The organism is Nisaea sp., from assembly GCF_017640745.1.
Taxonomy (GTDB): Bacteria; Pseudomonadota; Alphaproteobacteria; order Thalassobaculales; family Thalassobaculaceae; genus Nisaea.
This window is the reverse complement of the sequence record NZ_JAEPQA010000021.1, coordinates 54,909-77,068: the sequence shown is the minus strand read 5'-3', so window position 1 is coordinate 77,068 and position 22,160 is coordinate 54,909. Positions and strand designations below refer to the sequence as shown.

The following is a 22,160-nucleotide window of genomic DNA, read 5'->3' as shown; positions in this document are numbered from 1 at the left end:
CCATGCACACGCTGATCGACGCCGCCCTGCATCGCAGCCGCACCACCCTGATGGTGCTGGTACTGATCCTGATTTCCGGGGCGATCTCCTATGTGACGATCCCCAAGGAAGCCGATCCGGATGTCAACATCCCGATCATCTACGTCTCCATGCACCATGACGGCATCTCGCCCGAAGATGCCGAACGACTGCTGCTGAAGCCGATGGAGACCGAGCTGCGCAGCATCGAGGGCGTGAAGGAGATGCGGGCAACCGCATATGAGGGCGGCGCCAACGTCACACTCGAATTCACCGCCGGCTTCGATGCCGACCAGGCGTTGACGGACGTGCGGGAGAAGGTCGACATCGCCAAGCCGGAACTGCCGGAGGATGCCGACGAGCCGACCGTGAACGAAGTGAATGTCAGCCTCTTCCCGATCCTCGTCGTCACCCTCTCCGGCGAACTGCCCGAACGCACGATGCTGCAGCTGGCGCGCAATCTGCGCGACGAGATCGAGGGCATCAGCACGGTCCTCGAGGCCAAGCTCAGGGGCGAGCGCGAGGAACTGGTCGAGATCGTGATCGATCCGCTGCGCCTCGACAGCTACAATATCGATGCCGCCGCAGTGCTCGAGATCGTCTCCCGCTCCAACCGGCTGGTCGCCGCCGGCACGCTCGACACCGGCAACGGCCGCTTCCCGATCAAGGTCCCGGGCCTCTACGAAAATCTCGCGGATATCCTCGACCAGCCGATCAAGACCAACGGCGACGCGGTGGTCCGCGTGCGCGACATCGCCTATGTCCAGCGCGGCTTCAAGGACCGGGAAAGCCACGCCCGCCTCGACGGCCAGCCCGCAATCGGGATCGAGATCACCAAGCGGATCGGCGAGAACGTCATCGAGACGGTCGAGAATGTCAGACGGGTCGTCGCGGAAACCCAGAAAACCTGGCCGGACGGCGTGACCGTCACTTTCAGCCAGGACAAGTCCGACCAGATCCGGACCATGCTGACGGATCTCCGGAACAACGTGCTGAGCGCCATCCTCCTGGTCATGATCGTGATCGTAGGCGCCCTAGGTTACCGCTCCGCCGCTCTCGTCGGTGTCGCCATTCCGGGCTCCTTCCTGCTCGGCATCCTGACCCTCTCCTCGCTCGGCCTGACGGTGAACATCGTCGTTCTGTTCAGCCTGATCCTTGCCGTCGGCATGCTGGTCGACGGGGCGATTGTGGTGACGGAGTTCGCCGACCGGAAAATGTCCGAAGGCCTCGACCGCCGCTCCGCCTATGCTGCGGCGGCCAAACGCATGGCCTGGCCGATCATCGCCTCGACCGCCACAACCCTTGCCGCCTTCCTGCCGCTGCTGTTCTGGCCGGGCGTGGTCGGCGAGTTCATGAAGTTCCTGCCGATCACCCTGATCGCGACGCTCAGTGCCTCGCTGCTCATGGCCTTGATCTTCGTGCCGGCGCTCGGCGCGATCATCGGCAAGCCCGGCGCACAGAACGAGGAAAGTCGTGAGGCGCTGGCGGCGATGGAAGATGGCGATCTCGGCAAGGTGAAAGGCTTCACCGGCGGCTACCTCACCGTGCTGCGGGCCGCGCTGCGGCACCCGGGCAAGGTCCTTGCGGGCGCGGCGCTGCTGCTGGTCGGCGTGCAATGGTATTACGCGACCCATGGCAACGGGGTCGAATTCTTCCCCGACGTCGAACCCGACAACGCCATGATCCACGTCCATGCACGCGGCAACATGTCGACCGCGGAGAAAGCCCGCCTCGTCTTCCAGATCGAGAAGGAAGTGCTCGAAGTCGGCGGCTTCAAGTCCGTCTACACCTATGTCGGCGACAAACAAGGCAGCAGCGGCGGCGGCCAGGACGTGGCCGAGGACGTGATCGGCACGATACAGGTCGAGTTCGACGACTGGGGCAAGCGCCGTCCAGCGGACGAAATCCTCGCCGACATCAGCGAACGCGCGAAAGCCTATCCGGGCATCATCGTCGAGCCGGCGAAAGAACAGGGCGGCCCGCCGACCGGCAAGCCGGTGCAAATCCAGCTGCGCTCGCACTATCCGGACCAGCTGACCGAGGCCACCGCCATGGTTCGCGAGCAGTTCGACCGGATGGACGGCCTGATGAATATCGAGGACGACCGGCACATTCCGGGCATCGAATGGCAGATCGCCGTCGACCGTGCCCAGGCCGCCAAGTTCGGCGCCGACGTCGCGTTGATCGGCAGCTATGTGCAGCTCGTCACCCGCGGCCTCAAGATCAGCGACTACCGGCCGAACGACAGCGACGAGGAAATCGATATCGTCGTCCGCTATCCGCGTCCTTTCCGGCGTCTAGACCAGTTCCTCGCGATCCGCATGAAGACAGATATGGGTCTCGTGCCGCTGCGCAACTTCGTCTCCTGGAGCGCACAGGACAAGGTCGGCACGATCAAGCGCTCCGACGCCCGTCAGGTGATGAGCGTCAAGGCGGACGTGCTGCCCGGCGTGCTCGCCGACAACAAGGTGCGGGAGCTGACGGAATGGCTCGGTACCGTGAAGCTGCCCGACGGCGTCACCTACCGCTTCAAGGGCGAGGACGAGGAGCAGAAGGCGGCCGAGGCCTTCCTCGGCAAGGCCTTCGGCGTTGCGCTGTTCATCATGGCGATCATCCTGGTCACCCAGTTCAACAGCTTCTACAGCGCCTTCCTGATCCTGAGCGCAGTCATCATGTCGACCATCGGCGTGATGATCGGCCTGATGATCACCGGACAGCCCTTCGGCATCGTGATGAGCGGCATCGGCGTGATCGCGCTCGCCGGCATCGTGGTGAACAACAATATCGTGCTGATCGACACCTTCGACGCGCTGAAGACCACGACCGCGGACGCAACGGAGGCGATCCTCCGGACCGGCGCCCAGCGTCTGAGGCCCGTCATGCTGACCACGATCACGACCATGCTTGGACTCTTGCCGATGGTGTTCCAGACCAACATCGATCTCTTCACGCGGGAGATCTCGGTCGGTGCGCCCTCGACGCAGTGGTGGGTCGGGCTTTCCTCGGCGATCGTCTTCGGAATGGGCTTCGCGACGGTGCTGACGCTGATCGTCACGCCGTCGGCGCTTCAGGTCCGGGCCAATGTCCAGGCCTGGCGCGCTGCAAGGCGGGCCCGCAAGGCCGGTGGCGGGCCGGATCACCCCTACATGTCGGACGACGGTGTCGCCAACGCCGCCGAATAAGCCTTAACGCTTAAGCCAGCCCTTCAGCCGCGCCGCCGCCTCGACCATGTCGTCGGTGGCGCCGGCGAAGGAGAAGCGCAGCCCGCCATGACCGCGGGCCGGATCGAAATCCACCCCAGGCGTGGCGGCGATGCCGATCTCGTTCAGCATCCGCTTCGAGAAATCCACGCTGTCGTTGGTGAAGCGCGTGACATCGGCATAGATGTAGAAAGCGCCGTCCGCCGGTGCGAGATCGTCAAGCCCGGCCGCCGGAAGCTCGTTCAGGAGGACTTCCCGGTTCTTCGCATAGCGCGCGACATTCGCCTCCAGCTCCTCGTGGCAGTCGAAGGCCGCAATGGCGGCATGCTGGGAGAGCGTCGGCGGCGAAATGAAGAAGTTCTGCGCCAGGCACTCCATCGAGCGCGCCAGATCCTCAGGCACCACCATCCAGCCGAGGCGCCAGCCGGTCATGGAGAAATATTTCGAGAAGCTGTTGATGACGATCGCCTGGTCGTCGCTCTCAAGCGCCGAGACCGGCCGGGTGCCGAAGCCGATGCCGTGATAGATTTCGTCGGACACCAGCCGGATGCCCTTCGCCTTGCAATACCGTGTCAGGGCCGAAAGTTCCTCGGCGCCGAGCATGGTGCCGGTCGGGTTCGACGGGCTGGCCACTATCAGACCGTCGAGCCTGCCCTCCACCGCATCGAGCAGGTCCGGCGTCGGCTGATAGCGATGCCTGCGCTCGGTCTCCAGCAGCACCGTCTCCACGCCAAGGGCGGAGAGGATGTTGCGGTAGGCAGGATAGCCGGGCGAGGCCATCGCCACCCTGTCCCCGGCCTCGAAGGCGGCGAGAAACGCGACCTGGAAGGCACCGGAAGAACCGGTCGTGACCATGATCCGCGACGGATCGAGGGAGACGCCGTACCAGTCCTTGTAATGCTTGGCGATGCGCTCGCGCAGCGGCGCGATCCCGCCCGCCAGCGTGTAACCGATCTTGTCGCTCCTGAGCGCCCGCTCCGCCGCCTCAAGGACGCCGCGCGGCGCCGGGGTAGAAGGCTGGCCGACCTCGAGATGCAGCACGTCGCCGCCGGCCGCCTCCCGATCTGCCGCGGCCTGCATGACATCCATGACGATGAAGGCGGGAACGGCACCGCGCCGCGAGATCTTCAGGCTCATGACGATCGCTTCCCGCTTACTTGACGGCTTCGTAAAGGACCAGACCGCGGCCGCGCGGATCGTCCGCAACGCCGCAATCGAGCTCACTCCTGGGCAGACCGCCGTTGCATCGGAACAGGCGCACGGCCGCGAGCGGCGATTCCGCCTGGCGTACCTGATAACCCGCCGCCGTGGCCGCGTTGACCGCGCCCTGCGACAGGCCTTGCTCGGCGAACAGTGCGTCCGCAGCCATGTCATAGTGCGAGCGCGGCACGGCAACCGCTGCGGTCGCTTCCTGTTTTCCGACGTAGTGACGCGCGATCACCGGCGCCAGTGCGGATACGACCGGCCGGCCGCCGGCCGCCATCGCGGTCATGTGGACCTGCCAGGCCTTGTTATTGCCTGCGATCACCGCGGCCGCCAGCGGCGCCTCGCTACCGGGACGGGCCGGAGCCGCCAGCGCCCCCATTTCAGGCAGCACCTTTCCCGTTCCGAACGCGGAATTCATGGTCAGCGCGCAGCCGACGGAAAGACCGCGTTTGTCGGTGATCGAGAAGCTGGTCGCGCCCGCATGGGACCGCCCCCCGAAGAGCGAGACCGCCGCCGGAACCGCCCGGCTGCGCGATGCTTCCGGACGGAATCCATCGAACAGCCGCTCCGCCTCGTCGTCGCTCGCATCCATATTGCCTTCGGCAACCGCGTTTGCGGCGCGCACCTGCATCTCCGCAATCATGACCGGGTCTGCGTCGCTTGGTGCCGGAGACCAGTCCGCCTCGTGAAAGGCAATCGAGAGCGTCTTCGCCAGCAGCGCTTCGTCTTCGGCCCGGCCGGCGGCGACAGCCCAGAGATGATTGTCGAATTCTACACCGGACGCGGCGGACCAGAACGGAACTTCCTGCCTCATACGAGCGAGATCGGCCGTATATCCAATCGCCTGCGCGCCTTCGGCATAACGCTTGGCGAGCTGGCCGGTATAAAGATCCCCGACGCCGGCGATGCGCAGCCGGCTCAAGGTTCCGGCGAGATCCAGCTGGACCAGAGGCGCGCCCGCACCGAGGACAGCCCCCGACGGGGCCAGCAGTTCGGACCCGCCCCCGGCGAGGACCGCGCCATCGCGCACGAGATCTTCGGCAAGGCGGCGCGAGACGATATCGCCGAAACGGGCCAGCTGCTCGGCATCGCCAATCAGTTGGCCGAACGGCAGCCGGCCGTATCTGGCATGCAGCGCGAACATCGCCCGCGGGCCGATCGGGACCGCGAGCGCATCCGGCCTATCCGAGAGCGGCCGCGGCAGGAATGAAAGTTGCTCGAAGCGCTTGCTTTGCGGATCGAACACGACGCACTTTCCGCTCGCGCCGAGGCCGGCGGAAGACGGCAGCGTGACGGCCAGGGTGAAGAAAGCCGAAACCGCGGCGTCCGCGGCATTGCCGCCCTCGACGAGCACATCCTGCGCGACCAGCGCCGCGCGCGGCTCGTCAACGGCGATCGCGCCGAAAAAACCTTCCGTGACCTGGACAACCTCGTCGCTCGCACAGCCCGAAAGCAAACCGGCGCACATAGCCAATGCCAAAGGCACGGATTTACGAAACATAACTTCCCCTCAATTTGCCGCCGGCTATTGAATGCCACCCTTGGGGCGCGCACATGAGACGCTCATGCGCACCGCACCAACAGGCTCGGACCGAAATCCATGAAGTGCAAAGCCCGCGTTGGCAAGCATCTAATTGCGCTGGTGACCGCCCTCGTCTTTCTTGCCGGAGCGTCCCGGACGGCCGACGCACGCTCCTATGTCACGGACACCGAGATCGAGTTCTACATCCGCGAACTGGCCACGCCGGTCTTCCAGACGGCCGGTCTGTCGCCTTCCGCGATCGATATTTATTTCATTAACGACGACACGCTGAACGCCTTCGTCGCGGGCGGGCAGAACATCTTCTTCCATACAGGCCTCCTGATGGCGACCGAAACGCCGGAACAGCTCCTCGGCGTGATCGCGCACGAAACCGGCCATATCGCCGGCGGGCATCTTGCACGGACGGGCGAAGCCCTCCGCAACGCCAGCCAGAACGCCCTGCTCGGAATCATTCTCGGCGCCGGCGCGGCGCTTGCGACAGGCCGCGGCGATGCCGCCGGCGCGATTTTCCAAGGCACTCAGGCGGCCGTGCAGGACTCCCTGCTCTCCTACAGCCGGACCCAGGAATCCGCGGCGGACCAGGCCGCGGTCCGCTACCTCGACGCCAACCGCGAATCCTCGAAGGGCATGCTCGAGTTTCTCTCTACCCTGAGCGGGCAGGAACTGCTCAGCGGCCGCAGCCGCTCGCCCTATGCCAGCACGCACCCGCTGACCCAGGACCGGATTTCCTTCGTCGAGGCGCATGTCGCGAACTCGCGCTTCTCCGACGCGAAGCTGTCCGACGACCTGCAGATCAAACACCGGCGTATGGTCGCCAAACTTAAAGGCTTCATCCGCAGCCCCGCACGGACCTTCCGGGACTACGAAGAGAGCGACTCTTCGCTGGAGGCACGCTACGCCCGCGCCATCGCGACCTACCGGCTGCCGGACATGAACAAGGCCGTCACGATGGTCGACGGTCTGCTGGAGGAATATCCGAAGGATCCGTATTTCCACGAACTCAAGGGTCAGATCCTGTTCGAGGCTGGAAAGCCCGCAGAGGCAGAGGGGTCCTACCGCACCGCCCATGAGTTGCTTCCGGACGCGCCGCGCATCCAGCTCGAACTCGCCCGGGTTCTGCTCGCGCGCGAAGGTCCGGAAGCCAGCGCCGAAGCGCAGACACACCTTGAAAGGGTCGTGCAGGAAATGCCGAGCTCGACTTTCGCCTGGCGCCAGCTTGCGATCGCGTATGGCCGCAATGGAGACCATGGCATGTCCGCCCTGGCACTCGCCGAAGAAGCCTACAGGTCAGGACGCGAACGGGACGCGGCCCTGCAGGCGAACCGGGCCAAGCAGAAACTGCAGCCGAATACGGAACCGTGGCTCCGGGCGACGGATATCGAGCAGCTATCAACGCCGCGCGACCGCGAACGCAAGACCCGCTGATCCGCGTTGCATAACGCGAACGTGGGTTGCATGCCGGGACGTTCCGGATCAAAGTCCGCGTCCAAATCACGAACCGGAAAGGCACGGCGCATGGCCCCCACGCGACTTCCAGCTCTCCGAAAAATGTCGAAACTGGCTGCCGCGGCCACCGTCGCCGCCGCTCTCGGCAACGCACCCGCCTTTGCCGCCGAGCCATTTTCCGAGGCCCAGAAAGGCGCGCTGGACGCTGCCATCCGCGACTACATCCTGAAACATCCGGAGGTGATCGTTGAGTCGCTGAATGCGATGCAGCAGCGCCAGGAAGCCGCCGAGAAGGAACAGCAGCGCCTTGCCCTGACCCGGCTGCAAGCCGAACTCGTGGCGAACCCGAGCGATCCGGTCCTCGGCAATCCGGACGGCGACATCACCGTGGTGGAGTTCTTCGACTATCAGTGCGGCTACTGCAAGCGCATGGTCGAGCCCGTAATGCAGCTGCTGAAGCAGGATCCCAACGTGCGCTGGGTGATGAAGGAATTCCCCATCCTCGGCCCCGCTTCGGTGACCGCCGCCAGGGCCTCGGTCGCCGCCCTCAAACAAGGCAGCTACCGGGAATTCCATGTCGCGCTGATGGCCTATCGCGGGCGTCTCAGCGACGAGGCGGTATTTCAGACCGCGCGCGAGGTCGGCCTCGACATCGAGAAACTGAAGACCGACATGGCGTCGCCGGAAACCGAGAAGACGATCCGCGACGCCACGATGCTGGCCCGGACCCTCGGCGTGAACGGCACGCCCGCCTTCGTCATCGGCGACGAGATCCTGCCAGGCGCCGTCGGGCTCGATATCCTGGTCCAGCAGATCGAAGCAGCCCGCAAGAGCTGAGCTACTCGGCTGCCGCAGGCGCAGGAGGAATATCCCGGACGCGCGCATAAAACAGCGATGCGACAACGATGAGGCCGGCAACCGTCGCGAAGACGAGGCGGTATGCGACGCTCGCGTCGCTGGAGGCATAATCGACGATGAATCCGGTGACCCATTGCGTCACAAAGATCGCCCCGACCCCGACGAGGCTCATACAGGTGATCGCGCGTCCGGCGAGATAGTCGGGAACGAAGCCCCGGCAGTGCGCTGCCAGCACAACGAAAAACGGCGACGTTACGCAGAACAGGACCAGGATGGTCACGGCAAGCCATAACGGCGGGTGCGGCAGAAGAGCAAGTGCGCCCAGCGTCAGGACCATGGCAGCGCAGCTCCCGAGGACGACCTTCTTCCGGGAATTGAATATGCGGTCCAGCGGACCGAAGGCCAGCGTCCCCGCATTCAGCGACAGGACCATGACCAGAAGCACGTAACCTGCACCGGTCTGGTTCAGCCCGTGAACGTCCCGCAGGTAGGGCCCGGCCCACAGCCCGCCGATCGTGGCAAACGGTGCCGCAAAGCAGCTCGCCATGATCAGCGTGCCTCGGATATCGCGGTCCTTCATCATTTCCAGAATTGCCGCGAATGCCTTGCCGACACTTTCCTTCGGCCGGGCCGGTCGCTCGACCCCCGGCGGACGGTCGCGCACATAGAAGAAGATCAGGACCGTGAGTATCAGGATCGCCGCTGCGAGGAGCAGGAAGCTCTGCGTGAAGCCGAATTTCTGCAACATGATGGCCAGCGGCGCCGTCGCGAGCGCGCCGCTGAGCGCGCCGGAGATCGCAATCAGGCGCGCTGAAATGGTCGCGACCCTGTCCGGACTCGTCCAGCCGAGCACGATCAGATAGACGGTCGTGACCGCGCCCGCATGGCCTATTCCGATAATGATGCGGCCGCCGGTCAGAGTGGCGGCGGTCTCGGCGACCGCAAAAACGGCAATTCCGAAGACGCCGATCAGGCTCAGGATCGAGGTGGTGAGACGGGCGCCGTAGCGGTCGAAAAGAATTCCCATCGGGATCTGTACCGCCGCTGCGGCGAGCGACATTGCGCCGATGATGCCGCCGAGCGCCGCCGGGGATATTCCCCGCTGCTCGATCAGGCCGTTCGCGATTACGCCTCCGCCGACCCGGTTGATCTGAACCAGCGTCAGGAACGCACACAATATTACGAAGACCCGGGTAGCGGTCTGCCGCGCACCGGTGCATGCCACATCTGTCATGTGGCATGCACCGGTGCGCGCAACGCGCCGTCAGAAATGCAGGCAGGCATGAAGGCTCCAGACTGAAAAACGTGCGCGCGCCATAGCATTAGCCGACACGCCGATCAGCAACCCAAGGCCTAAACCCGCTCCCGGTCAAGCGGCGCGTTTTTTAGTTTCTTAAGCCTCCAGAACGCCGCGCTTCACCTGATCCTGTTCGATGGATTCGAACAGAGCCCGGAAATTGCCTTCCCCGAATCCCTCGTCGCCCTTGCGCTGGATCAGCTCGAAGAAAATCGGCCCAATCACCGTCGAGGTGAAGATCTGCAGCAGCAGGCCGCCATTTTCCGTCGGTGCTCCGTCGATCAGGATGCCGTGCTGCTTCATGCGCACGACATCCTCGCCATGTCCTGGAAGCCGTTCTTCCAGCATGTCGTAGTACGTGGCCGGCGGCGGATCCATGAACCGGGTACCGGTGGCCTTGAGGCTCTCGACACTGGCGAAAATATCTTCCGTCGCCAGCGCGATGTGCTGGATTCCCTCGCCTTTGTAGGCATGCAGATATTCTTCGATCTGCGATTTGTCGTCGGCCGATTCGTTGATCGGAATCCGGATCTTACCGCACGGGCTGGTCATCGCGCGGGATTTCAGGCCGGTGAGTTTGCCCTCGATATCGAAATAGCGGATCTCGCGGAAATTGAAGAGCTTTTCGTAGAAACCGGCCCAGACATCCATGCGGCCGCGATGAACATTGTGCGTCAGATGGTCGACGCAGGTGAACCCGGCGCCGGACGGCGTCTGTTCGGCATTTTCCAGAGGCACGAAATCGACGTCATAGATCGAGCGATCGCCATAGCGGTCGACCAGATAAATCAGACTGTCGCCGATCCCGTGAATGGCCGGGATATTGAGCTCCATCGGCCCGACCTTGCCTTCGAACGGCTTGGCGCCGAGCTTCAGCGCGCGCTCGTAGGCCGCGGCGGCATCCTTCACCCTGAAGGCGATGGCACAGCAGGACGGTCCGTGAACCTTGGCGAAGGACTGGGCGAAACTGTCCGGCTCGGCATTGACGATGAAATTGACCCCGCCCTGCCGGAACAGCGTCACGTCCTTAGAGCGGTGGCGGGCGACCGGGGTGAAGCCGAGCGACACGAACAGATCGGTCAGCAGCTTCGGATCGGGCGCGGTATATTCGATGAACTCGAAGCCGTCTGTCGCCATCGGGTTCTCTTTCGATCCACCCGGAACCGGGGGCAGTGTCGCGGACGCCATGCTGTCTCCTCCTCTCGCTTCGACGTCATCCGCCTTGACAGCGATTCGCCGAGCAAGGAACGTCTGAGCAGTCGAGATAGTTAGTTTCAATTGAAACCATTTAAGGAACGCGGGTGAAAAGTCAAGCGATCGCTGAAGGACGGAAATCCAGCCACGACGGCATATCCGCCAGCGCGTTCGCGCTGGATGCTTTCCTGCCTTACCGTCTGGCGCTGCTGTCCTCGCTGGTATCGCGCAGCATCCAGAAGCTCTACGAGGCCGAGTTCGACATAAGCATTCCGGAGTGGCGCCTGATCGCCATACTCGGAAGCGACGGCCCGATGACGGCGAACGAAATTCGTGGACGCGCGGCCATGGACAAGGTTCAGGTCAGCAGAGCCGCGGCCAAACTGTCAAAGTCCGGACATATCCTGCGTCGGACGGATCCGGACGACCGGCGGAAATCGACCCTGTCCCTTTCAGAGACAGGACAGTCCATCTACAACCATATCGTGCCGATGGCTCTCGATCGGGAGGCATTTCTGACTTCAGCTCTTACAGAGAAAGAAAAGGCGGATTTAATAAAATTATTGGAAAAATTGACAAAAAGAGCGGAAAAGATGACCAGCAAATCATTTCTGTGAGCATTGAGATATGATAGGTTCACTCTTGGTCACCTTTGCAGCGGAAACATTGCCACAACCATTACGTCATGTTATCGGAAAACTAAAACCTAGTCTTGCAGGCATGCGAGAATATAAAAGGGACCGATCGAGAGTGCTGGGAACATGAACCAGATCCTGGAGGATGTCACCGACGCGACGCTATCCAAGTTGGTGGAGCGGTGGTTTGCTTGGCGCGGCGATGCGCGTTTTCCCGCACGAAAGTCGATTGAACCCATCGAACTTGGATCCGCACTTCCTTTCGTCTGGCTCTGCGAGAAGGTCCCCGAAGCCAATTGCTACCGCTACCGGCTGGTGGGCGAGGCCGTGAATACGCTCTACGGCAAAGGCTTGCGAGGCCGGTTGCTGAAAGACTTCCTCTCCCAGAAAACAGCCCATGCACTGCGCGTCAGGCTCGATCAGTGCCTTGAGTCGGGAAACCTCCTGCACACGATCGCCCCTCAGACCCTGCACGACAAACGGCATGTCCTGGTCCAGAGGCTGTTTCTTCCGATTACGGGGGAGAACGGCGCGCATGACACGATCCTTGGCTGCACCAAGGTGACCGGCTCGCTGCTCGAATCAGACCGGTATTCGGCCACCGTACATCAGGCGACCTACGATTGTGAGGGCGTGCGCGTAAAGGTCAGCAATCCCGTGGTGACCATGTTCTCCTCCGATCTGGAGTTTTAGCTCCTGACGGGCAACCGGTTCCGATTGCGTCACAAACCCCGCATGATATAACGCTCGAAACTGACAAGCAGGCGAGCAACGTGTCCGAACGCCCGGAAATCCTGATCCTCAACGGCCCGAATCTGAATATGCTCGGGACCCGTGAACCCGAAGTCTACGGTGCCGAGACGCTGGACGACGTCGAGGCAATGTGTGCCGAGCGCGCGGCGGCCCTCGACATGTCGGTCGATTTCCGGCAGTCGAACTTCGAAGGCGAAATGGTGACGATCATCCAGCAGGCGCGCGACAGCGCGGCCGGGATCATCATCAATGCCGGTGCCTACACCCATACCTCGGTCGCGATCCACGACGCCCTGAGGGTTGCGGAACTCCCGGTGATCGAGGTGCATATCTCGAACATCCACCGCCGTGAGGAGTTCCGGCATCACTCCTATATTTCCGCCGTCGCCGAAGGCGTCATCGTCGGCCTCGGGACTCAGGGCTACCTGTTCGCCCTCGACGCCATGGCGCGGCTTCTCGATCGAAATTGAACGAAACCGGAGACCCCGTTGTCGCACGACATTGATAGCAAACTGGTGAAAAAACTCGCGAAGCTGCTGGAAGAAACCGGCCTCGGAGAACTGGAATACGCGACCGACGACTGGCGCATCCGTGTCGCCCGGCCGGCAACGCAGGCAGTGGCCGCAACGGTTGCCGCAGCCCCGGCCCCGGTCGCCGCGGCAGCCCCGGCCGCCCAGCCCGCCCCTGCCGCCGTCAATGCGAACGCGGTGAAGTCGCCGATGGTCGGAACCGCCTATCTCGGGCCGGACCCGGACTCCGCGCCGTTCGTTTCCGTCGGCTCGAAGGTTTCGGAAGGCCAGACGCTGATGATCGTCGAGGCGATGAAAGTCATGAACCCGATCCCCGCGCCGCGCGCCGGAACGGTGAAGGAAGTACTGATCCAGAACGGGCAGCCGGTTGAATTCGGCGAGCCGCTGATCGTCATCGAATAAGTGGCCGGAGCCGGAATGTTCGAAAAAGTCCTCATCGCCAACCGTGGCGACGTGGCCCTGCGGATCCACCGGGCCTGCCGGGAAATGGGCATCCGGACCGTCGCGGTTCACTCCACCGCCGATGCGGATGCGATGCATGTGCGTCTCGCCGACGAAAGCGTGTGCATCGGGCCGCCGGCGTCCAAGGACAGCTATTTGAACATTCCCGCGATTCTCTCGGCCGCGACGGTTACCGGCGCGGACGCGATCCATCCGGGCGTCGGCTTCCTTTCCGAGAATGCCGATTTCGCCGAGATCGTCGAAGCGCATGGCTTCGTCTTCATCGGCCCGTCTCCGCAGCATATCCGCGATATGGGCGACAAGATCATCGCCAAGCGGACGGTGAAGGCGCTCGGCATCCCCTGCGTTCCGGGCTCCGACGGACCGGTCGAGTCCGTCGATGCCGCCCGTGCGGCCGCCGAGGAGATCGGCTATCCGGTGCTCATCAAGGCGACGGCCGGCGGCGGCGGGCGCGGCATGAAGATCGCGCACAAGCCAGCGGAGGTGGCCGAGGCCTACACCATGGCGCGGCGCGAGGCCGGCGCCGCGTTCGGCAACGACGAAGTCTATATGGAGCGCTATCTCGGCCAGCCGCGCCATATCGAGGTGCAGATCGTCGGGGACGGCAAGGGCCACGTGGTGCATCTCGGCGAGCGCGACTGCTCGTTGCAGCGCCGGCACCAGAAGGTCCTCGAGGAAGCCCCCTCTCCGGCCCTGAACGCGGCCGCACGCGCGAAGATCGGCGAGATCGCGGCCAATGCCTGCGCGAAGATGAACTACCGCAGCCTCGGAACCCTCGAGTTCCTCTACGAGAACGGCGAGTTCTTCTTCATCGAGATGAATACGCGCCTGCAGGTCGAGCACCCAATCACCGAAATGATCACCGGAATCGACCTGGTGCGCGAACAGATCCAGATCGCCTCCGGCGCGGCGCTCTCCTTCACGCAGGACGACATCCAGCTCAACGGCCATTCGATCGAGTGCCGGATCAACGCGGAAAACCCGCGGACGTTCCTTCCGTCCCCTGGTCAGGTGACTGATTACCACGCCCCCGGCGGGCTCGGCGTCCGGGTCGATTCGGCGCTCTATGCCGGCTACCGGATCCCGCCTTACTACGACAGCCTGATCGCAAAGCTTATCGTGCACGGCTCCAACCGGAACGAGTGTTTGCTGCGGCTCCGCAGGGCTTTGGATGAGATCGTCATCGCCAATGTCGAGACCACCGTGCCCCTGCATCAGGACCTCTCGAAGGCTCCCGATTTCATCAACGGCGAATACGACATACACTGGCTCGAGAAGGTTTTCCTCGCCGGCTAGGGAGCCGACCCTTTCCGGACGAGCGCCCGCAAGGGCGGTGAGGAGGCTCAGGCACGATGTCGCAATTGCGGCCCGAATTGCTGCTCCAGGCCTACGCGATCGGGGTCTTCCCGATGGCGGAAAGCCGCAGCGACACCCGCACGTTCTTCGTCGATCCGGACAAACGCGGAATTCTGCCGCTCGACGAGTTCCACGTTTCGCGCAGCCTGCGCAAGGAAATCCGCCGCCGCCGCTTCGAGGTTCGCTGCGACACGGATTTCAAGGCCGTCCTCGAAGGCTGTTCGGAGCCCCGTCTGGAACGCCCGGACACCTGGATAAACGACGAGATCTTCCGGCTCTATCTCTCGCTCCACGAGATGGGCTACGGCCATAGCATCGAATGCTGGCGGGACGGAAAGCTGGTCGGCGGGCTCTATGGAGTGGCACTCGGGGCGGCGTTCTTCGGCGAGAGTATGTTCAGCCGCGAGCCGAACGCGAGCAAGGTCGCGCTGGTCCATCTCGTGGCACGCCTGAAAGCCTCGGGATTCACACTGCTCGACAGCCAGTTCATCACCGACCATCTGCAGCAGTTCGGAGCGGTCGAAGTCCCGCGGGAACAATACCGGGACATGCTGGCAGACGCACTTAAGACGCCGGCGGAGTTCTATTGCGGAGCGGACGACTGGCCGTTTGTCGAAGCGCTCCTGCATTCAAGCAGCCAGACGTCGTAGACCGGATGCTCCACGGCGTTCAGCGCCGGGCTCGAGGCGAACATCCAGCCGGTAAAGAGACGCGCCTGTTCCTCGTCCGGTTTCTGCTCGTCGATTTCAAGAAAGGCCGCGCTCTCCGGCGTCTCCGTCGGTGGCTTCTGGCGGCAGGCCCGCGGGGTGATGATGAAGGTGCCGAACCGGCCGGTCTGGTCGACCGGGATCTCGAATGTGGAGATCCGGGCGGTGATCTTGTCCAGCCCCTGCAGCACAGCGACCGGCAAATCGATCCAGGCAGGTTCGCGCGGTTCAGTGCCGGTCTGGGCCGCGGCCGGCAGAGCGCACATGATTCCGGCCACGATAGCCAATGACAAAGCGGTTTTCGTCAGTCTCATGCAACCGGCCCCGACGGCGTTCCGCCTATTTCTTGTCCGCGACCTCGCCGGCCGAGAAGATGAACTTGCCGATAAGCTGCACGATATCCACCGGATCCTGCGTGTACTCGATCTTGCCGCCGTCCTTTATCGTGTCCGGATCGCCGCCCGGGATGATCTCGAGATAGTTCCCGCCCAGCAGGCTCTCGCTCGAGATCGCCGCCGCACTGTCGAGCGGCAATTCGATGTCATCGCGGATATTCATGGTGACCTCGGCAAGGAAGGTTTCCTTGTCGAGTCTCTGGCTGACGATCGTGCCGATCTTGATGCCGCTCATCCGGACATCGCCGCCAACGGCGAGCCCCGCCACCTTGTTAAAGGTCGCGATAACGGTGTAGCCGCCGCCGGTTTTCAGGTCCGCGGAAACGTAGGCGAACGCCATGAAGATGCCGGCCACAACCAGCACCACCGCGCCCATTACCGTTTCGATCGTATTGCGCTTCATTTTCCCTCGGCGGGTTGGAGAGAACGCCGGCCCGCAGGGACGTGCGCGGCGGCGTGCCGTCAGTTCGGCGTCCAGGCCTCGTAATCGCCCGTCGCGGGCGCGCGCTTGCCGCCCTCAAGCACATGCCCCGGCGGCCGGTACGCGTAGCGGGTGCCGGTCAGGTTCGGCAGATGCTCCTTCTGCCACTCGAACCTCTGGTCCGTCGGCAGCGGAGCTTCCGCGGTGTAATGCAGCCAGGCATGCCATTCCGCCGGGACCTTCGAGGCCTCGTCGAGGCCCTTGTAGATCACCCAGCGCTTGCGGCGGTATCCCCGCGCGGGCTCGGACTTGTGCTCGTAGTAACGGTTTCCGAACTTGTCCTGCCCGACCTCGCGGCCGTTCAGCCATGTGTAAATTGCCGTGCCGATATTCATCGACCAAACCTACCCGTCATATGCGTCAAGACGTTGGCGGAATATGTCATTGCTGCGGCGCGACGTCCAGTCAGACGCGCCGCGCAAGGTTCATTCGGCGTTCACCTCGGGAATCTCGATCCCCAGCATCTCCGCCGTGGTGGTCCCGGCCGCCAGTTTCGCAAGCATGTCCGCCTCTTTCCGCACATGCGCCTCGCCCGCCTCGAGGATCGCCGCGGCCTGATGCAGCGGCACCACGGTGACGCCGTCCGCATCCCCCAGAATCAGGTCGCCGGTCCGCACCGGAACGCCGCCGCAGGAGATCGGACCGTCGATGGACCCGCCAAAGCCCTTGTGCGGCCCGGCCGGCACCGATGCCGAGGCGAATACCGGGATGTCCCCGCCCCTCAGGTCGGCCACGTCCCGCGCCGCGCCGTCGATGACGAATCCGGCCACTCCCTTGAGCTTCGCCGCGGTCACCAGGATCTCTCCGATAATGGCGACATCCGGATTGCCGCCGGCATCGATCACGATGATTTCCCCAGGCCGCATCAACGGAATCGCTGCATGGACGCAGAGATTGTCTCCGGCCATGACCGAGATCGTGCGCGCATGGCCGACGATCCGCATGTCCGGATGAAGCGGCGACACCCGCCCAGCCATGCAGTTCATGCGATTCATGCAGTCGCCCGCAACCGCGGGGGGCACGCCCTTCCAGCGCTCCAGCGTGGCGACATCGAGCGGCTGATAGTCGGCCTTGTAACGAAGAATCGGCATGAAAGGTCTCCCTTGGTTATCTTGGTTTGAATGTCTAGCTTGCCGCGCGCCGCGTCATCGCCGTCAGAAGCCCGGCCCCGATCATCGCGCTTCCGCCGAGGCGATTGACCAGCCGGAGTGCGCCCGGACTGGAGAACCTGCTGCGCATGGTTCCCGCCATGACCGCCCAGAAAGCTGCATTGATGGCGCCGAGGATGATGAAGGTCGCGATCAAAATCGCGAACTGGGCCAGCAGCGGCCGAGCCGGATCGACGAATTGCGGAACGAAGGCGACAAAGAAAACGATCCCTTTCGGATTGAGCGCGGTGACGACGTAGGCATTGGCAAACATCTTCGCCTTGTCCCTTCGACCGTTCGAGGCCGGTGCGGCGGCAAGCTTAGGCTCGCTCCGCCAGAGCTGGACGCCGAGCCAGACGAGATAGGCGGCTCCGGCAAGCTTGAGGATAGTGAAGAGATCGGCCGAGGCGGCGAGCACCGCGCCGGCTCCGGCGAGCGAAACGGTCATCGCCGTCAGGTCGCCAAGGGCGACGCCCGGAACCGTCGCCCAGCCGGTTTCCCGTCCCCGCGACATGGCGTAGCTCGCCACCATCATCACCGTCGGACCGGGAATGGCGAGCATGATGGAACTCGCAGCCGCGAAGGCGAGCCAGATTGCCGGATCCATGGGACTGCTCCTTGTCCAGATCTTGTGCCGCCCGGACGGACGGCGCGGTGAAGTGAGCCACAGATACGGAAGGTCAAGCAAGGCCCGGACTTCCCGCTCCCTCCCCCAGACGCGTGGCAAAGTGCGGAAACCCGCGCCGAGCCACTAGATGTAGATTTTATGACAATTCGACGCACAAAATGTGTTGATCCCCGAGCGCGATAGCGGCATTATTTCCAGAGACGGCTTGGCACGGGCCTTCAAATAGAAAAGCGAAGCTCAAACATGGTTTTGAGACTTCGATCCGCCGGTCTGCATTGCATGATCGGACAAGTGATGGCTTCCCAAAATTCACCGATTTTGATTGGTGGAATTACTTCAACTTTATTTCTATTTTACTTTCAAAAGACCTGACGAAACCTGCAATCCGCAGTTTTCCGCGATACTCCGAACAACATTCATTTTTTCTCCCCCTCAGGTTCATTTATCATTGCTTCACCGAACCCAAATCCGGTATCGTCTCAACCCTTGGCCACAAGATCTTGTGGCGTCAGCGCTCAACGCCACTGATGAAGACGGAACGGGGGGTTCCAAGCATGAGAATTGATCGCCGGTTTACGGACGCGAAGAAAGGTCCTTACGCGGGTATTAAGTTCAGGAAGACCAGCAGCGAGATCCGGAATCCGGACGGCTCCGTGGTGTTCCAGAACAGCGATATCGAGGTGCCCGCGGATTGGTCGCAGGTGGCCTGCGATATCCTGGCGCAAAAGTATTTTCGCAAGGCCGGCATCCCCGCGAAGCTGAAGCCGTTCGAGGAGAACGACGTTCCCTCCTGGCTCTGGCGCATGGTGCCCGACGAGAAGGCCCTGGCGAAGCTGCCGGAAGCCGAGCGCTCTGTCGGCGAATCCAGCGCCAAGCAGGTCTTCAACCGGCTGGCCGGCACCTGGACCTACTGGGGCTGGAAAGGCGGCTATTTCGACAGCGAGGCCGACGCCAAGACCTATTATGAAGAAATGTGCCATATGCTCTGCCGGCAGATGGCGGCCCCGAACTCCCCCCAGTGGTTCAATACCGGCCTGCACTGGGCTTATGGCATCGACGGCCCGGCCCAGGGGCACCACTATGTCGACTACAAGACCGGCAAGCTGGTCCGCTCCAAGTCGGCCTACGAGCACCCGCAGCCCCATGCCTGCTTCATCCAGGGCGTCAGCGACGACCTGGTGAATGAAGGCGGCATCATGGACCTCTGGGTCCGCGAAGCGCGGCTCTTTAAATACGGCTCCGGCACCGGCTCCAACTTCTCCCGCCTGCGTGGCGAGGGCGAGTCCCTCTCCGGCGGCGGCAAGTCCTCCGGCCTGATGAGCTTCCTGAAGATCGGCGACCGCGCGGCCGGCGCCATCAAGTCCGGCGGCACCACCCGTCGGGCGGCGAAGATGGTCACCGTCGACATCGATCACCCGGACATCGAGAAATATATCGACTGGAAGGTGATCGAGGAGCAGAAGGTGGCGTCCCTCGTCGCCGGCTCCAAGCTCGCGCAGAAGCACATGAACGAGGTGATGGCCGCCTGCCGTGACGCCGAGGGTGTCGAGGGCGAGGCCCGCTTCGATCCGAAGCAGAACCCGGCGCTGAAGAAGGCCATCAAGGCCGCCCGCAAGGTCATGATCCCGGAGAACTATATCCAGCGGGTCATCCAGTTCGCAGAGCAGGGCTACACCGCCATCGAGTTCCCGACCTACGACACCGACTGGGACAGCGAGGCCTATCTCACCGTTTCGGGCCAGAACTCGAACAACTCGATCCGCGTCACCAACGACTTCCTCGAAGCCGTCGCGGAAGGCCGGAACTGGGACCTCATCCGCCGCACCGACGGCAAGGTCGCCAAGTCCGTCAACGCGGCCGAGCTCTGGGATAAGGTCTCCAACGCGGCCTGGTCCTGCGCCGATCCGGGGATCCAGTACGACACCACGATCAACGAGTGGCACACCTGCCCGGCCTCGGGACGGATCAACGCGTCCAACCCGTGCTCCGAGTACATGTTCCTCGACGACACGGCCTGCAACCTCGCCTCGATGAACCTGATGCAGTTCCGGCACGAGGACGGCAGCTTCGATATCGAGGCCTTCGAGCATGCCACCCGGATCTGGACCATCACGCTCGAAATCTCGGTCCTGATGGCGCAGTTCCCGTCGAAGGAAATCGCCAAGCTGTCCTACGACTTCCGGACCCTCGGCCTCGGCTTCGCCAATATCGGCGGCCTGCTGATGGCCAGTGGCTTCTCCTATGACAGCGACGAAGGCCGCGAGCTGTGCGGCGCGATCAGCGCCCTGATGACCGGCATCGCCTACAAGACCTCGGCGGAGATGGCTGGTCAGCTCGGCACCTTCCCGGAATACGAGCCTAACGCGGCGCACATGCTGCGGGTCATCCGCAACCATCGCCGTGCGGCCTATGGCGAAGAGACCGGCTACGAGGACATCGCGATCAACCCGGTACCGCTCGACGCCTCGAAGAGCCCGAACACCGCGCTCAACGCGGCCGCGATCGCGGCCTGGGACGCGGCGCTAGAACTCGGCGAGCAGCACGGCTACCGCAATGCCCAGACCACGGTGATCGCCCCGACCGGCACCATCGGCCTTGTCATGGATTGCGATACCACCGGTATCGAGCCGGACTTCGCCCTGGTGAAGTTCAAGAAGCTCGCCGGCGGCGGCTACTTCAAGATCATCAACCGCATCGTGCCGGAAGCGCTGCGCAACCTCGGTTACGAGGACGAGCAGATCGAAGATATGATCCGCTACGCGGTCGGCCACGGAACGCTCGAAGGCGCCCCGGGGATCAACCCGGAAAGCCTCAAGGCGAAGGGCTTCGGCGATGAGCAGGTCAAGGCGGTGCAGGATGCGGTCGCCAGCGCCTTCGATATCAAGTTCGCCTTCAACAAGTGGACCCTCGGCGAGGATTTCTGCCGCGACACGCTCGGCTTCACCGACGCGCAGCTGAACGACCTCTCCTTCGACATGCTGCAGAGCCTCGGCTTCAGCAAGAAACAGATCGAGGATGCCAACACCTATGTCTGCGGTGCGATGACGCTTGAAGGCGCGCCGGGACTGAAGGACGAGCATCTACCGGTGTTCGACTGCGCCAACCCATGCGGCCGGATCGGCAAGCGCTTCCTCTCGACCGAGAGCCACATCCGGATGATGGCGGCCTCCCAGCCCTTCATCACCGGGGCGATCTCCAAGACCATCAACATGCCGAATTCGGCGACGGTCCAGGATTGCTCGGATGCCTATATCCTCTCCTGGAAGCTCGGCCTGAAAGCCAATGCGCTCTATCGCGACGGCTCGAAGCTGAGCCAGCCGCTCTCTTCCGCCCTGGTGGAGGACGAGGAGGAGGACGATCTCGAGGAACTCCTTGAGGCTCCCGCCGCCGTGAAGGCGCCGATCGTCGCGGAGCGGATCGTCGAACGGATCATCGAGCGTGCCGCCGAACGCCGCCGCCTGCCGCATCGCCGCAAGGGGTATACCCAGAAGGCCAATGTCGGCGGTCATAAGGTCTATCTCAGGACCGGCGAGTACGAGGAAGGCAAGCTCGGCGAGATCTTCATCGACATGCACAAGGAAGGCGCCGCCTTCCGCTCGCTGATGAACAATTTCGCCATCGCGGTGTCCATCGGCCTGCAGTACGGCGTGCCGCTGGAGGAATATGTCGACGCCTTCACCTTCACCCGCTTCGAGCCGCAGGGCATGGTCTCCGGCAACGACGCGATCAAGATGGCGACCTCGATCCTCGACTACATCTTCCGCGAGCTGGCGATCTCCTATCTCGACCGCCACGATCTCAGCCATGTCGAGACCGACGACCTGCTGCCCGACAGCATCGGCGACGGCGATGACGAGAACGCGGTGGACGCGGCCAAGGCTCAGCTGATGGAAAAGGTCGGCACGATCACCAGCCGCGGTTATGTCCGCAAGAACCTGGTGGTGCTTCAGGGCGGCCAGTCGCAGACCATCAAGGCGACCGGCACCGACAATGCCCAGCCGGTGATGGCGGCCACGGCGGCTCAGGCTGCAACCGTGACCACGACGATCGAGAAATCAGCCTCGGTCACCGTCTCCGAAACGGTCATGGATGCCGTCGACGAGAAGCTGAACCGGATCCGCGAGGCCCGCATCAAGGGCTACGAGGGCGAGAGCTGCGGCGAATGCGGCAACTTCACCTTGGTGCGCAACGGAACCTGCCTGAAATGCGATACCTGCGGCGGAACATCGGGCTGAGCGTATTCCGATACCCGGGGTCCCCTACCCCACAAAGAGGCGGCCGCGACCCTTTCGCGGCGGCCTCT

Annotated in this window: 19 protein-coding genes; 10 read left to right on the top strand and 9 right to left on the bottom strand. The window is 63.3% G+C overall.

Going from position 1 to position 22,160, the window contains the following annotated elements; all coding sequences use genetic code 11:
* Window positions 1-2 precede the first annotated feature (2 nt).
* A complete protein-coding gene (locus JJ959_RS15255) occupies window positions 3-3,200 on the top strand; it encodes an efflux RND transporter permease subunit (RefSeq protein WP_292885227.1) in 3,198 nt (1,065 codons plus the stop codon).
* Window positions 3,201-3,203: 3 nt separating this feature from the next.
* Here the strand turns inward: JJ959_RS15255 and JJ959_RS15250 are convergent, their stop codons facing one another.
* The gene (locus tag JJ959_RS15250) at window positions 3,204-4,355 is read right to left on the bottom strand and encodes a pyridoxal phosphate-dependent aminotransferase (RefSeq protein ID WP_292885224.1); all 1,152 of its coding nucleotides are present in this window, start codon (window positions 4,353-4,355) and stop codon (window positions 3,204-3,206) included.
* 16 nt (window positions 4,356-4,371) lie between these two features.
* Window positions 4,372-5,925, bottom strand: coding sequence for a gamma-glutamyltransferase (locus tag JJ959_RS15245; protein ID WP_292885222.1), 1,554 nt, complete (start codon window positions 5,923-5,925; stop codon window positions 4,372-4,374).
* Window positions 5,926-6,024: 99 nt separating this feature from the next.
* Between JJ959_RS15245 and JJ959_RS15240 the strand changes: the two genes are divergently transcribed.
* Together JJ959_RS15240 and JJ959_RS15235 are read left to right on the top strand one after the other, a co-directional pair.
* A complete protein-coding gene (locus tag JJ959_RS15240; RefSeq protein WP_292885219.1) occupies window positions 6,025-7,392 on the top strand; it encodes a M48 family metalloprotease in 1,368 nt (455 codons plus the stop codon).
* Between the two features lie 123 nt (window positions 7,393-7,515).
* A complete protein-coding gene (locus JJ959_RS15235; RefSeq protein WP_292885216.1) occupies window positions 7,516-8,250 on the top strand; it encodes a DsbA family protein in 735 nt (244 codons plus the stop codon).
* Window position 8,251: 1 nt separating this feature from the next.
* Here the strand turns inward: JJ959_RS15235 and JJ959_RS15230 are convergent, their stop codons facing one another.
* Both JJ959_RS15230 and hppD read right to left on the bottom strand, forming a co-directional pair.
* Complete coding sequence (locus JJ959_RS15230; protein ID WP_292885213.1) at window positions 8,252-9,505, bottom strand: MFS transporter; 1,254 nt, start codon at window positions 9,503-9,505, stop codon at window positions 8,252-8,254.
* A 159-nt stretch (window positions 9,506-9,664) separates the two neighbouring features.
* On the bottom strand, window positions 9,665-10,756 hold the full coding sequence (gene hppD / locus JJ959_RS15225) for a 4-hydroxyphenylpyruvate dioxygenase (RefSeq protein WP_292885210.1): 1,092 nt from the start codon (window positions 10,754-10,756) through the stop codon (window positions 9,665-9,667).
* Window positions 10,757-10,869: 113 nt separating this feature from the next.
* On the opposite strand from hppD, the gene JJ959_RS15220 reads away from it, so the two are divergent.
* The 6 genes from JJ959_RS15220 to aat all read left to right on the top strand — a co-directional run bounded on the left by JJ959_RS15220 (window position 10,870) and on the right by aat (window position 15,148).
* Entirely contained in the window at window positions 10,870-11,379 is a 510-nt protein-coding gene (locus tag JJ959_RS15220; protein WP_292885207.1) for a MarR family winged helix-turn-helix transcriptional regulator, read from the top strand.
* Between the two features lie 144 nt (window positions 11,380-11,523).
* Window positions 11,524-12,090: a PAS domain-containing protein gene (locus JJ959_RS15215; RefSeq protein ID WP_292885204.1), complete on the top strand. Its 567-nt coding sequence runs from the start codon at window positions 11,524-11,526 to the stop codon at window positions 12,088-12,090.
* Window positions 12,091-12,170: 80 nt separating this feature from the next.
* Complete coding sequence (gene aroQ, locus JJ959_RS15210) at window positions 12,171-12,620, top strand: type II 3-dehydroquinate dehydratase (protein WP_292885202.1); 450 nt, start codon at window positions 12,171-12,173, stop codon at window positions 12,618-12,620.
* 18 nt (window positions 12,621-12,638) lie between these two features.
* Window positions 12,639-13,082 (top strand): acetyl-CoA carboxylase biotin carboxyl carrier protein, encoded by a 444-nt coding sequence (gene accB / locus JJ959_RS15205; protein WP_292885199.1) that lies wholly within the window; start codon window positions 12,639-12,641, stop codon window positions 13,080-13,082.
* 15 nt (window positions 13,083-13,097) lie between these two features.
* On the top strand, window positions 13,098-14,438 hold the full coding sequence (gene accC, locus JJ959_RS15200; protein ID WP_292885197.1) for an acetyl-CoA carboxylase biotin carboxylase subunit: 1,341 nt from the start codon (window positions 13,098-13,100) through the stop codon (window positions 14,436-14,438).
* A gap of 56 nt (window positions 14,439-14,494) precedes the next feature.
* The gene (aat, locus tag JJ959_RS15195; RefSeq protein WP_292885194.1) at window positions 14,495-15,148 is read left to right on the top strand and encodes a leucyl/phenylalanyl-tRNA--protein transferase; all 654 of its coding nucleotides are present in this window, start codon (window positions 14,495-14,497) and stop codon (window positions 15,146-15,148) included.
* Here aat and JJ959_RS15190 read toward each other — a convergent pair.
* The 5 genes from JJ959_RS15190 to JJ959_RS15170 form a co-directional block, all read right to left on the bottom strand.
* Window positions 15,082-15,519, bottom strand: coding sequence for a DUF2155 domain-containing protein (locus JJ959_RS15190; RefSeq protein ID WP_292885191.1), 438 nt, complete (start codon window positions 15,517-15,519; stop codon window positions 15,082-15,084). The two genes, aat and JJ959_RS15190, sit on opposite strands and share 67 nt — an antisense overlap.
* A gap of 25 nt (window positions 15,520-15,544) precedes the next feature.
* A complete protein-coding gene (gene mlaD, locus JJ959_RS15185; protein ID WP_292885188.1) occupies window positions 15,545-16,003 on the bottom strand; it encodes an outer membrane lipid asymmetry maintenance protein MlaD in 459 nt (152 codons plus the stop codon).
* Window positions 16,004-16,062: 59 nt separating this feature from the next.
* Complete coding sequence (locus JJ959_RS15180; protein WP_292885185.1) at window positions 16,063-16,416, bottom strand: NADH:ubiquinone oxidoreductase subunit NDUFA12; 354 nt, start codon at window positions 16,414-16,416, stop codon at window positions 16,063-16,065.
* A gap of 90 nt (window positions 16,417-16,506) precedes the next feature.
* Complete coding sequence (locus tag JJ959_RS15175) at window positions 16,507-17,172, bottom strand: RraA family protein (RefSeq protein ID WP_292885182.1); 666 nt, start codon at window positions 17,170-17,172, stop codon at window positions 16,507-16,509.
* 34 nt (window positions 17,173-17,206) lie between these two features.
* Window positions 17,207-17,836, bottom strand: coding sequence for a LysE family translocator (locus JJ959_RS15170; RefSeq protein ID WP_292885179.1), 630 nt, complete (start codon window positions 17,834-17,836; stop codon window positions 17,207-17,209).
* Window positions 17,837-18,411: 575 nt separating this feature from the next.
* Here JJ959_RS15170 and JJ959_RS15165 point away from each other — a divergent pair.
* Entirely contained in the window at window positions 18,412-22,092 is a 3,681-nt protein-coding gene (locus tag JJ959_RS15165) for a vitamin B12-dependent ribonucleotide reductase (RefSeq protein ID WP_292885176.1), read from the top strand.
* The last annotated feature ends 68 nt before the right edge of the window (window positions 22,093-22,160 follow it).